Genomic DNA, 13,166 nt, shown 5'->3' with positions numbered 1-13,166 from the left:
CTTTCTGTCCCACCATGATTGGAAAAACTACAGCCTCGATGAGAAGTTAAAATTCGACACAGTATTTAAGATGCGCTATTTTAGCAATAAAAATTTCTGTAACGCTCCGCCCCATACCGTATTGACAGCTTAAAACTTGTTTTTACAGCTGCACTCGCCAAGGCAATAACTCGTCGACGCGATTAACCGGATAGTCGGCAATCACCGACAGCACATGACACAGGTACGCCTCGGGATTGATATCGTTCAGTTTGGCCGTGCCCAGCAAACTGTAAAGCGTTGCCGCCCGCTCACCACCCGCATCCGAACCCAGGAATAAGTAATTCTTGCGTCCAACAGACACGCCGCGCAAGGCTCGTTCTGCCGCGTTATTATCGATTTCGATTTCCCCATCATCCAGATAGCGTGTCAAGGCCTGCCACTGGTTAAGGGCATACTGGATGGCATCGGTCGTTACGGATTTACGTGACAGGGTCGGTAACTGCTGCATGAACCACTCATGCAAGGCAAGCACAATTGGCAATGACTTGTCCTGGCGCTCGGCCTGACGAGTTAGTGGTGGACTGCCCCGGATGCCGGCCTCAATCTCATATAAACGGCCAATTTGAGTGAGCACATGATGGGTAATATCAGAGGGCCGATGGACATGAATATCATGGAACTTGCGCCGGGCATGGGCCCAGCAACCCGCTTGGGTCACCTGGCCGGTTCGGTATACCTCGTTGTAACCGGCATAGGCATCGGCCTGTAAAATACCCTCGAAGTTTTTAAGGTGGGTTTGCGGATGGATGCCCTTGCGATCGGGTGAGTAGCGGAACCAGACCGCCGGTGGCTGGGTGCCGCCACTAGGGCGATCATCACGGGCATACACCCATAAGCGGGCTTGCCGGGTTTTACCGCTACCCGGTGCCAGCACCGCAATCGGGGTATCATCGGCATGTAGCTTGCGGGCGCTAAAAACATGCTGGTGCAAGGCGTTGATCAATGGGCGCAGCAATTGATGCACGCCACCCACCCAGTCGCCCAGTGTGCTCTGGCTCAAGGAAACATTCTCCCGTTCCCACATCTGGGTTTGACGATACAAGGGTAAATGATCCAGATATTTGGAGACCATGATATGGCTGAGCAATCCTGCTCCGGCATAACTGCACGCCAAGGGACGGCTGGGTGCCGGTGCCTGTGCCATGCGATCGCACTGGCGGCAACTGAAGCGGGGACGCACATGGCGGATCACACGCAAGCTGGCGGGGACATAGTCCAGTACTTCACTCACATCTTCGCCAATACGTTGCCAGGCGCCACCACAATCGGGGCAGCAGCACGCCTGCGGCAGGTGCTCCTGGATATCGCGAGGCAGATGTTCGGGTAATGGTTTGCGCACCGGAGCGGTGCGCGTTGGCAGTGTAACAGGTTCTGGCTGAACGGGATGATCTCCCTGCTTGATGTGCAGTTCTTCCAGCTCCAGTTCCAGCTGTTCTATCTGGCGCACCAGTTTCTCAGACTTCTGGCCAAACAGCAGGCGCTGTAATTTGGCCAGTAATAAAGTCAGGCGTTCGATTTCCTGTTTATCGTTCGTATAGGCAAGGAGTTTACAGGCCTAGAGGCCACCGTTTAGGCCGTCCTCGACAGCGCCAGTAGACATTAGACATGCTGTGTTACATTGTGGTTTTACTTGGAGGGAATCAAGCATGTCACAAGGGCGCAGCATTCGACTCTTTTTAGTAGACGGATCACCTAAAGGTTTAATGACCGCGGAAATTATGAATTGGACAGGGCATGTGCTAACAGGCCCTAGAACCAAACTATCAGAGCTGGTGCAACGTCCAGAAAGCAAGCGAACAGGCATCTATTTTTTAGTGGGCAGCGATCCTGATGGTGGGGCGCTGCCTTTGGTGTATATCGGTGAGAGTGACGATGTCAGTACCAGACTAAAGCAGCACAATCGAACGGAAGAGTCAGGTGGCAAAGACTTCTGGGAGCATGTGTGGCTCGTCACAAGCAAAGATCAAAATCTAACCAAAGCACATGCTAAGTATTTAGAAAGTCAGCTTATACGTAGTGTAAGTCAAAGTGGTTTATGTAAATTAGAGAATGGCACCGCTCATGATTACGTAAACCTGCCAGAGTCTGATCAGGCTGATATGGCATTTTTTATGGAGCAGTTGCGTACTATTTTGCCGGTGTTGGGTTTTGATTATTTGCGCAGTTCAGTCACTGAGGTGAAGGAACAAAATATGATCCCCACTAAAGCGACAGAGACACCTATCTTTACCTTTGCCATACCGACCAAGGGCATTAAAGCGCAGGCTAAAGAGATAGAAGGGCAGTTTGTTGTATTAGCCGGATCATCAGCCAGAGCTAGATGGGAAGGTGCCGCTGGCGGTTATGAAAGCCTCTACGAACAACTTTGTGCCAGTGAAACACTGATTAAATCCGAATCAGGACAACGTACCTTTGCAGTGGATACGGTTTTCTCTAGCCCTAGTGCAGCGGCGGCTGTAGTGGCAGGGCGTAGCGCGAATGGGCGCAAGTCTTGGGTGGTTGAGGGAAAAGCTTTAACGTATGGCGCTTGGCAAGAGCAGCAGCTTAATGACGAATGATACAATCTCTTGGTTGTTTCATTATGTAAACGAGTGAAAGCTCGCTAAAATGAACTAACTTATATGAAGTCACTGGGTTACGCCGTGGCTTAGGGCAGATCATCTAGGAAATACAGTATGACAGGTCAACAACAGCGTGCTGAGCTGCAGCGCCGTATTTGGCAAATTGCGAATGACGTGCGTGGATCAGTGGATGGATGGGATTTCAAACAGTACGTGCTGGGCACTTTGTTTTACCGTTTCATTAGTGAAAATTTCTCTAACTATATCGAGGCTGATGATGAAAGCATTGACTATGCAGCCCTGCCGGATGACATCATCACCCCAGAAGTACGAGATGAAGCGATTAAAACCAAAGGATATTTTATTTATCCCTCGCAGCTGTTCGCCAACATCGCGAAAAATGCACACCGTAATGACAGTCTGAATACCGATCTGGCACAGATTTTTTCTGACATCGAGAACTCAGCAAATGGCTACCCTTCAGAAAAAGACATTAAAGGGCTGTTTGCCGACTTTGACACCACCAGCAACCGCTTAGGCAATACCGTTAAAGATAAAAACGCTCGCTTAAGTGCGGTACTAAAAGGTGTAGCAGAGCTTGGCTTTGGTGATTTTTCGGGCAATCAGATTGACCTGTTTGGTGATGCCTACGAATTTTTAATCTCGAATTATGCTGCTAACGCTGGCAAATCCGGTGGGGAGTTCTTTACCCCGCAGCATGTATCGAAACTGATCGCACAACTGGCTATGCATGGTCAAAGCAGTGTGAACAAGATATACGATCCTGCTTGTGGGTCAGGCTCTTTGTTGCTCCAAGCAAAGAAACACTTTGATGCGCACATCATCGAAGACGGTTTCTTTGGCCAAGAAATCAACCATACGACCTATAACTTGGCTCGTATGAACATGTTTTTGCACAACATCAACTACGACAAGTTCGATATTAAGCTGGGCAACACGCTAACGGAGCCGCACTTTGGTGATGAAAAACCGTTTGATGCCATTGTGTCTAATCCGCCTTACTCGGTGAGGTGGATTGGCAGCGACGACCCAACGCTGATTAACGATGACCGTTTCGCCCCTGCGGGTGTGTTAGCGCCTAAGTCCAAGGCTGACTTTGCCTTTGTGCTGCATGCGCTGAATTACTTATCTGCAAAAGGCCGTGCGGCTATTGTGTGCTTTCCGGGCATTTTTTACCGTGGTGGTGCTGAAAAGAAAATCCGCCAATACTTGGTAGACAATAACCACGTAGAGACCGTGATTTCCCTAGCACCTAACCTGTTTTTTGGCACCACCATTGCCGTGACCATTTTAGTGCTGGCGAAAAACAAACCCGACACCCACACCCAGTTTATCGATGCCAGCAGCCTATTCAAAAAAGAAACCAACACCAACACGCTAACCGACGAGCACATCGCAAAAATCATGGCGGTGTTCGACAGCAAAGAAAATATTGACCACTTTGCCCAAACCGTGCCATTGGAAACCATTGTCAACAACGACTACAACCTGTCGGTGTCCAGCTATGTGGAAACCGAAGACACGCGCGAGAAAATCGACATCAAAGCGTTGAACGCCGAGCTTGAAACCACCGTCGCCAAGATCACCCAGCTGCGTAGTGAGATTGATGCCATTGTTTTGGAAATTGAAGGTGAAAAGCAATGATTCTGGAAAACAAGTTGGGCATCACGGATCAAGTGGAACTGGCCAGAGCCGAAGAAAAGATCAGTAAACAAAAAGCCAAACAGCTGTTTGATTCGGGCGACATTAACCAAGTGCAAGTGGGTACCTTTGCCGGACTAGCCTTTATTCATACCTATTTATTTGGCGACATCTATGACTTTGCGGGCAAAGTCCGCGATGTGAATATCGCCAAAGGCGAAACCGCGTTTGCGCGTGTGATGTATCTGGATGCCTCGTTAACGCATATCGACAAAATGCCACAACGTAGCTTCGATGAAATCATTGAAAAGTACGTCGAAATGAACATGGCGCACCCCTTTCGCGAAGGCAATGGCCGCGCCACCCGCATCTGGTTGGACGTAATACTCAAAACAGAAATACAGCAGGTCATCGATTGGAATCAGGTGGATAAAGAGGAATACCTCTCTGCCATGCAACGCAGCCCAGTCAAAGACGTGGAAATCAAAGCCCTGCTCAAACAAGCGCTCACCGATAAAATTGACGACCGCGCCCTGTTTATGAAAGGCATCGACGTGAGTTACTTTTATGAAGGCTACAGTGAGTTCAAAACGGAGGAACTATAAGCATGGGTTTTATAGAAAAACAGGCTAAAAAAGAGAGCCGTAAAAAATGAGCCAAAGCCTTAGCAATGAGCAACAGTTTTTTGCCGATATTGCCCGCATTTTACAAACAGGGCGCAGCCAAGCTTACCAAGCCGTCAATACCGCCATGGTGCAAACCTACTGGCAGCTAGGCCAACGCATTGTTGAGCAGGAACAACAAGGCGAAGCCCGTGCCGAATACGGCAAAGCCCTGATTACCAACCTGTCGCGCTATTTGGGAGACACCTTTGGCAAGGGTTTTTCGGTGGCTAACCTAAAGAACTTTCGTCAGCTTTATCTTACTTACCCTGACTTTGATGAATTGGCTACGCACTGCGTAGCCAATCTTAGCTGGTCACATGTGCGCTTAATCATGCGTCTAGAAAACCCAGCCGAGCGTAGTTACTACCTGCAAGAAGCCAGTAGCCAAAACTGGAGCACTCGCCTACTAGAGCGCAATATCAAAAGCGGTTACTACCGTCGTGTGTTGAATCACGATACTTCTGTAGAAAAGCAATTTGCCACCAGCCCAGAAGCCTTTATTAAAGACCCTTATGTATTAGAGTTTTTAAACTTGCCTAGCGATCTTAGCGGCAAAGAAAACCTGCTAGAACAAAGCCTGATTAATCAATTACAGAAATTTTTATTAGAGCTTGGCAAAGGCTTTTCTTTTGTAGCTCGCCAAATGCGTATCAGCACCGAAACCTCGCACTTTTATGTGGACTTGATTTTTTACAACTACCTGCTCAAATGCTTTGTGGTGATTGATTTAAAAACCGAGAAATTGACCCACCAAGACATTGGTCAGATGGATATGTATGTACGCATGTTTGATGATTTAAAGCGTGGTGAAGACGACAACCCTACGCTGGGCATTATCCTCTGTGCTGATAAAGATGAAACCCTAGTGCACTACTCGGTACTGAGCGAAAGCAAACAGCTCTTTGCCTCTAAATACCAAACCATGCTCCCCACCGAAGAAGAACTGGCTGCCATGCTTGAACAGGATTTTCAGCACAGCTTAGGAGATAAGAATGAATAACTTAGGATTTATTGAAAAGCTATTGGATGGTGTAAAGGTGGAGTGGGTGAGGCTTGGTGATGTAGCCTTTTATGTTCGCGGTCTTACTTACAGTAAATCGAATGAATCTTCAAATAGTGAAGGATTTAAGGTGTTGCGAGCAAACAATATCACCTTATCAGGTAACGTATTGAACTTTGATGATATTAAAATTGTTACGCATGACACAAAAGTAAAAAGCTCACAAAAACTCTATAAAAATGACATTTTAATAAGTGCTGCTAGCGGCAGCAGAGAGCACGTTGGTAAAGTAGCTTTTATTAAAGAGGATTTGGATTACTACTTTGGTGGATTTATGGGGGTTGTAAGACCTCATAGCAATCTACTTCCAGGGTATATGTTTCATATTTTAACTAGCGCTATTTTTCAACGTTATATGGATGAAATGTTGAAAAGCTCAACTATTAACAACTTAAGTTCATCTGTCATGAATGGTTTTGAGTGCCCCATCCCCTGCCCAGACAACCCCAAAAAATCGTTGGAAATCCAAGCCGAAATCGTCCGTATTCTAGACGCATTTACCGCCATGACCGCCGAGCTGACCGCCGAGCTTAACCTACGCAGGCAACAATACAACTACTATCGCGACCAGTTGTTGAGTTTTGAAGAAGGGGAAGTGGAGTGGAAGACGTTGGGGGAGGTAGCCGAGTACTCAAAGAGCCGTATTAGGCATACAGAGCTCGATGGCAGTAATTATGTTGGTGTTGAAAGCTTGTTACAAAATCGAGCTGGAAAAATAGACTCTACCCGCACTCCAGATAGTGGAAATCTTACAAAATACAAGGTGGGTGATATATTGATAGGGAATATACGTCCTTATTTAAAGAAAATTTGGCATGCTGATCGAGTTGGTGGAACGAATGGGGATGTTCTTGTAGTTCATCCTACAGATACTGCTGTAAACCCAAAATATTTATATCAAGTTCTAGCTGATGATAAATTTTTTGAGTACAACATGCAGCATGCTAAAGGCGCAAAAATGCCACGAGGTAATAAACCGAAAATTTTAGAATATCTAATTCCAGTACCTTCACTAGAAGAACAAGCACGCATCGTCGCCATCCTCGACAAATTCGATACGCTAACCACCTCCCTCACCGAAGGCTTGCCCCGCGAAATCGAGCTGCGCCAACAGCAGTACGAATACTACCGCGATTTGTTGCTGAGCTTCCCTAAGCCAGATACCAAGGTAGTCGCTTGATATGAGCAAGACGTTACAAGACATTGCGCAGCAATTAAATGCGCCAAGAACGGTGAAGAATAAGAAAGCCACTGAGGTCGAGGTGGTCAAGCAGGTGCCGAAAGTGCAACTGATTTACGCTTTTAATGGTACGGGTAAAACGCGCTTGTCTCGCGAGTTCAAGAAATTGGTTGCACCTAAAGACTTTGATGAAGGCGACGAAAATGACGTAATGTTATCTCGTAAAAAATTTCTCTACTACAACGCCTTTACCGAAGACCTCTTCTATTGGGATAACGACTTGGAAGAGGATGTCGCCCCTAGGCTGAAAATTCAGCCGAATACCTATACTGACTGGTTGCTGACTTTACTGAAAGACCTTGGGCAGGATGGAAATATCATTAAGTACTTCCAACGCTTCGCTAATGACAAATTGACTCCACACTTTAGTGAAGACTTTGCTGAGGTCACCTTTACACTGGAGCGGGGTGATGACAAAGGTACGGAGCCTCTGAAAATATCCAAAGGCGAAGAAAGTAGCTTTATCTGGAGTATATTCTACACGCTACTGGACCAAGTGATCACCATCCTAAATGTCGTTGAGCCTGCAGAGCGAGAAACCAATCAATTTGACCAGTTAGATTATGTATTTATTGATGATCCTGTGAGCTCTCTGGATGAAAATCATTTAATTGAGTTGGCGGTCAACTTGGCTGGTCTTATCAAGTCCAGCGAATCGAACCTGAAATTTATTGTCACCACCCACAGTCCGTTATTTTATAACGTGCTTTACAACGAGCTAAACAGTAAATCTTGTTACCTGTTGGAACGTTTTGAAGATGGCACTTTCGAGCTGTTGGATAAGTATGGCGACTCCAATAAAAGCTTCTCTTACCATCTATATTTAAAGCAAACGCTCGAGAATGCTATCGCTGAAAACAAGGTGCAGAAGTACCATTTTACGCTTTTGCGCAATCTGTATGAGAAGACCGCCAGTTTTTTAGGCTATCCAAAGTGGTCAGAACTTTTGCCTGACGACAAGCAGGCCTATTTGAACCGGATTATTCAATTTACCAGTCATTCAACATTGTCGAATGAAGTCGTCTCTGAGCCCAGTGCTCCTGAAAAGAATACGGTAGCTTTGCTTCTGAACCACTTGGTAAGCAATTACGGTTATTGGCAGAAGGAAGAAGAACAACATGGTTGAACACACTAAGCTCGTCGCCGAATCCAATAACTTTATCCTATTGGATAAATATCCCCAAAACTGGCAAGTAGCTGAAAGCGACCAAAGCGAAATCGAACTGCGCGAACAGCTGTGCGAGTTTTACCGCAGCTTGCTGCTGAGCTTTTCCAAGACTGAAACCGTTGCAACTGCATAAAGAAGGACCCTATGAGCCAACAATTAAGCACACAAGACCAAGCCACGGAGTTCTTACTCTACACAACGCCCGGCAATCACCAAGCACTTGAAGAATATTTTTGAGAGAGGTGATTGAGACGAAAAACTGCTATGTTCCAAAATGGAACCTACCACTGAATATGGCGCGATAGCAGGCAAAACTCAGACCCAGAGAGTCAGGTTTTGACCGTGAAATAAAAAACGATTGAGCAAAAAGGATAAAAGCCAATGACAAGCTACACACCCATTGCCGAATCCAACAACTTTATTGTGTTGGACAAATACACTAAAAACTGGCAAGTCGCGGAAAGCTATCAAAGCGAAGACGCGCTCGAGCAAGAGCTGATCCAAGATTTGCAACACCAAGGCTATGAGTACGTAGCAGGGCTGAACAACCCACAAGCCATGCTGGCCAATGCGCGAGAGCAGTTGCAAGCCTTGAATAAGGTGGTGTTCACGGAAGGGGAGTGGCAGCGCTTTGTAGAGAGCTATCTGGATAAACCCAGCGACAGCATTACCGACAAGACCCGTAAACTCCACGACGATTACATTCTGGATTTTGTGTTTGACGATGGCCGGATTCAGAACATTTATCTGGTCGATAAACACACCATTGCCCGCAACAAATTGCAGGTGATTAGGCAGTTTGAGCAAACCGGCAGCTACGCGAACCGCTACGATGTGACGATACTCGTGAACGGTTTACCGCTGGTGCATATCGAGCTGAAAAAGCGTGGTGTTGCTATTCGTGAAGCCTTTAATCAGATACACCGCTACAGCAAAGAGAGCTTCAACTCAGACAACTCGCTGTATAAGTATTTGCAGTTGTTTGTGATCTCTAACGGTACCGATACCCGTTATTTTGCCAACACGACCAAGCGCGATAAAAACAGTTTCGACTTCAGCATGAACTGGGCCAAAGCCGACAACAGTCTGATTAAAGACTTAAAAGACTTTACTGCGACCTTCTTTCAAAAAAACACCTTGCTGAACGTGCTGCTGCATTACTCGGTGTTTGATGTGAGCGACACGTTGCTGGTGATGCGCCCCTACCAAATTGCCGCCACCGAGCGGATTCTGTGGAAGATCAAAAGTGCTTTTGCCAGCAAAAAATGGAGCACTCCAGAAGGCGGTGGTTTTGTTTGGCATACCACAGGCTCGGGTAAAACGCTGACCAGTTTTAAAGCGGCGCGGCTAGCCACCGAGCTGGACTTTATCGACAAGGTGTTCTTTGTGGTTGATAGGAAAGACCTCGATTACCAGACCATGAAGGAGTACCAGCGCTTTTCACCGGATAGTGTGAACGGCTCTGACAGCACCGCTGGCCTCAAGCGCAATTTGGATAAAGACGATAACAAGATTATCGTTACCACCATTCAAAAGCTGAATAACCTGATCAAGGGCGAGGCAAGCTTGCCTATTTATCACAAGCAGGTGGTGTTTATTTTTGACGAATGCCACCGCAGCCAGTTTGGTGAGGCGCAGAAAAATCTGCAAAAGAAATTTAAGCATTATTACCAGTTTGGTTTTACCGGCACACCGATTTTTGTAGAAAACGCTTTGGGGGCTGAAACCACGGCCAGTGTGTTTGGTCGCGAGCTGCATTCGTATGTGATTACCGATGCCATTCGGGATGAAAAAGTGCTGAAGTTTAAGGTGGACTACAACGATGTCCGCCCACAGTTTAAGGCGCTGGAGCAGGAGCAGGACGAGCAAAAGCTGAGTGCGCTAGAGAACAAGCAAGCCTTATTGCACCCCGAACGGATTCGCGAAATATCGCAGTATGTGCTGACCCACTTTCCTCAGAAAACCCACCGCTTGCGAGGCAATAACCAAGGCTTTAATGCCATGTTTGCGGTCAGCAGCGTGGATGCCGCCAAGCTGTACTATGAAACCTTGAACCAACTGCAACAAGACGCGGACAAGCCGCTGAAAATCGCCACAATATTTTCTTTTGCGGCTAACGAGGAACAAGACGCTATTGGCGATATTGCCGATGAAAGCTTTGAAGTGTCGGCCATGAACAGCAGCGCCAAAGAGTTTTTGAGCGCAGCGATAGATGACTACAACACGTTTTTCAAAACCAACTTTAGCGTGGATAGTAACGGTTTCCAAAACTACTACCGCGACTTGGCCAAACGGGTGAAATCGCAGGAGATTGATCTGCTGATTGTGGTGGGCATGTTCCTCACTGGTTTTGATGCGCCAACGCTCAATACCCTGTTCGTGGATAAAAATCTGCGTTACCACGGCTTAATGCAGGCCTACTCGCGTACCAACCGTATTTACGATGCCACCAAAACCTTTGGTAATATCGTCACCTTCCGAGATTTGGAAAAAGCCACCATTGATGCCATTACCCTGTTTGGCGACAAAAACACTAAAAACGTGGTGTTAGAGAAAAGCTATAAGGAATACATGGAGGGCTTTACGGATGTGGTAACCGGTGAAGCACGGCGCGGCTTTATGGACGTGGTGAGCGAGCTGGAGCAGCGCTTTCCTGACCCATCCGCCATAGAAAAAGAGGCCGACAAAAAAGCCTTCGCTAAGCTATTTGGTGAGTATTTGCGCGTTGAGAACATTTTGCAAAACTACGATGAGTACGCCAGCCTTAAAGCCTTACAAAACCTAGACCTGAGCGATGCACAGGCCGTAGAGGCCTTTAAGGCCGAGCATTACCTTGATGATGAAAAGCTGGCTGAGCTGCAAATCATACGTCTGCCCGCTGAGCGTAAGGTGCAAGATTATCGCTCTACCTATAACGATATTCGTGATTGGCAGCGTCGCCAAAAAGCAGGAGAGCAACAGAGCCAATCCACCATTGACTGGGATGATGTGGTGTTTGAGGTGGATTTGCTTAAATCACAAGAGATCAACCTTGACTACATTTTGGAGCTGATCTTTGAGCAAAACAAAAAAAACAAGAGCAAGACCGAGCTCGTGGATGAAGTACGTCGGATGATCCGTGCCAGCTTAGGCAATCGAGCCAAAGAAAGTTTGGTTGTGGATTTCATTAATCAAACGGATCTGGATCAGATAGGGGATAAAGCCAGTGTTATTGAGGCGTTTTTCAACTACGCTCAAGACGAGCAAAAACGCGAAGCCGAAGCACTGATTGCCGAAGAAAACCTGAATAGTGACGCTGCCAGACGTTACCTGAGCATCTCATTACGACGTGAGTATGCCAGCGAACAAGGTACGGCCTTAAATGAGCTGCTGCCTAAGATGAGTCCGCTAAACCCGAAGTATTTGATTAAAAAGCAAACTGTCCTCCAAAAAATCTCTGCTTTTGTGGAGAAATTTAAAGGTGTGGGGGGAAGGGTGTGAGCTTGTTACGGCTTACTCATCTTTTTGGTGAGCAGATTTTACTCACGGTTATAAAAACAAAAGCCCCTGCTCTCATGGGAAAGCAGGGGCTTTTTTCATTTTTCTTTAGTACCGCTGCCAGGCAGTATAAGTATTCATTTGGCGTCTCCGACAGGAATCGAACCTGTATCAAGAGCTTCGGAAACTCTCATTCTATCCATTGAACTACGGAGACTGACAGAACCGATGATTGTACCTTATTAATCTTAATAACCGCTACTATTTAACAAAATTTCTGTTTAAAAGATAAGACAGCTTATAAAAAAACAGGCTTTTGATCATAAAACGCACAGCAAAATGGCATTTTAAGGGGATATATTGTTGGAATTCATACAAATTTCAGATAGTGTCGCTATAATTCATCACTATAATCTTCCGCGTACTTTTAGTAAGTATAATCTGATTAACAATACTAAATGACCGGATTTCATTACCCACTCGTATTTGCGCAAACAAAAACCTTAGGATTTGATCCATGAGCGAACAAACAGTACACAACGAAGAACACAAAAGTCCCATCAAATCACCCAAGCAGCTGATTGCTGTCGTGGGCCTGTCATTCCTGGTGCCTGTCATCGCGATCATCCTGCTGGTAAAGCTGGTAGATACAACTCCCAGGGTTGGTTACGGCTCAGATGCCATGTCTCATGAAGCCATTGCCGCCCGTATCGCGCCAGTCGCCTTATACAACGTGACCATCGTCACAGAAACAGAAGAAACCGGCCCCAAACAGTTACTGACCGGTGAAGCCCTGTACAACAAACTTTGCATGGCCTGCCATGACGCCGGTGTGGCCGGTGCCCCAAAAATAGGTGACAGCGCAGCTTGGGCGCCACGCATCGCACAAGGTGAGGACACGCTTTTCAAACATTCACTGGAAGGATTCAACGCCATGCCTGCCAAAGGTGGCGACACTTCCCTGGATGATATTGAAGTCAAACGTGCGGTTGTATACATGGCAAACAAATCAGGCGGTTCTTTGACCGAACCCGAAGCACCCGCAGCAGAATAACAAACTGCCTTCGCAATTTTCACCACACAAAAACCTTCGGTATCACCGGAGGTTTTTTTATTTCCTTCTCTAGGCCTATCACCCTGGATAGAGACATCCACGGCTTATGGCCACCATCACCAAGAAAAACAGGGACTAACCCCTAGATACAATCCAACAAAGGGGGGGGGAAACATCATGTTCAATTTACTGTTTAACGCAGTGAAAACCATTTTTGGCAGCGAAGTTGCCGACTCT

Annotated in this window: 9 protein-coding genes, 1 tRNA gene and 1 pseudogene; 9 read left to right on the top strand and 2 right to left on the bottom strand. The window is 46.7% G+C overall.

Going from position 1 to position 13,166, the window contains the following annotated elements; all coding sequences use genetic code 11:
• Positions 1–142: 142 nt before the first annotated feature.
• A pseudogene (tnpC, locus tag KU392_RS03570) lies at positions 143–1,576 on the bottom strand (IS66 family transposase); the annotation flags it as partial.
• 112 nt (positions 1,577–1,688) lie between these two features.
• Between tnpC and KU392_RS03565 the strand changes: the two are divergent.
• The 8 genes from KU392_RS03565 to KU392_RS03530 all read left to right on the top strand — a co-directional run bounded on the left by KU392_RS03565 (position 1,689) and on the right by KU392_RS03530 (position 11,878).
• Positions 1,689–2,600 (top strand): GIY-YIG nuclease family protein, encoded by a 912-nt coding sequence (locus KU392_RS03565; RefSeq protein ID WP_217734581.1) that lies wholly within the window; start codon positions 1,689–1,691, stop codon positions 2,598–2,600.
• Between the two features lie 117 nt (positions 2,601–2,717).
• Positions 2,718–4,268: a type I restriction-modification system subunit M gene (locus KU392_RS03560; protein ID WP_217734580.1), complete on the top strand. Its 1,551-nt coding sequence runs from the start codon at positions 2,718–2,720 to the stop codon at positions 4,266–4,268.
• Positions 4,265–4,870: a protein adenylyltransferase Fic gene (gene fic, locus KU392_RS03555; RefSeq protein ID WP_217734579.1), complete on the top strand. Its 606-nt coding sequence runs from the start codon at positions 4,265–4,267 to the stop codon at positions 4,868–4,870. The genes KU392_RS03560 and fic overlap by 4 nt, the downstream gene beginning before the upstream one ends.
• A 46-nt stretch (positions 4,871–4,916) precedes the next feature.
• Complete coding sequence (locus KU392_RS03550; protein ID WP_217734578.1) at positions 4,917–5,930, top strand: PDDEXK nuclease domain-containing protein; 1,014 nt, start codon at positions 4,917–4,919, stop codon at positions 5,928–5,930.
• On the top strand, positions 5,923–7,170 hold the full coding sequence (locus KU392_RS03545; RefSeq protein ID WP_217734577.1) for a restriction endonuclease subunit S: 1,248 nt from the start codon (positions 5,923–5,925) through the stop codon (positions 7,168–7,170). Before KU392_RS03550 ends, KU392_RS03545 begins: the two co-directional genes overlap by 8 nt.
• A gap of 1 nt (position 7,171) precedes the next feature.
• Positions 7,172–8,356 carry an ATP-binding protein gene (locus KU392_RS03540; protein WP_217734576.1) on the top strand — a complete coding sequence of 395 codons (1,185 nt, stop codon included), beginning with the start codon at positions 7,172–7,174 and terminating at the stop codon, positions 8,354–8,356.
• A complete protein-coding gene (locus KU392_RS03535) occupies positions 8,349–8,531 on the top strand; it encodes a hypothetical protein (RefSeq protein ID WP_217734575.1) in 183 nt (60 codons plus the stop codon). The genes KU392_RS03540 and KU392_RS03535 overlap by 8 nt, the downstream gene beginning before the upstream one ends.
• Before the next feature lie 248 nt (positions 8,532–8,779).
• Positions 8,780–11,878 carry a type I restriction endonuclease subunit R gene (locus tag KU392_RS03530; RefSeq protein ID WP_217734574.1) on the top strand — a complete coding sequence of 1,033 codons (3,099 nt, stop codon included), beginning with the start codon at positions 8,780–8,782 and terminating at the stop codon, positions 11,876–11,878.
• A gap of 139 nt (positions 11,879–12,017) precedes the next feature.
• Here KU392_RS03530 and KU392_RS03525 read toward each other — a convergent pair.
• Positions 12,018–12,092, bottom strand: a tRNA-Arg gene (locus KU392_RS03525).
• A 300-nt stretch (positions 12,093–12,392) separates the two neighbouring features.
• Here KU392_RS03525 and KU392_RS03520 point away from each other — a divergent pair.
• Positions 12,393–12,929: a c-type cytochrome gene (locus KU392_RS03520; protein ID WP_169293508.1), complete on the top strand. Its 537-nt coding sequence runs from the start codon at positions 12,393–12,395 to the stop codon at positions 12,927–12,929.
• Positions 12,930–13,166: the final 237 nt, after the last annotated feature.

This window comes from Advenella alkanexedens (assembly GCF_019132845.1).
Classification (GTDB): Bacteria; Pseudomonadota; Gammaproteobacteria; order Burkholderiales; family Burkholderiaceae_B; genus Advenella; species Advenella alkanexedens.
This window is presented reverse-complemented; position numbering and strand designations above follow the sequence as displayed.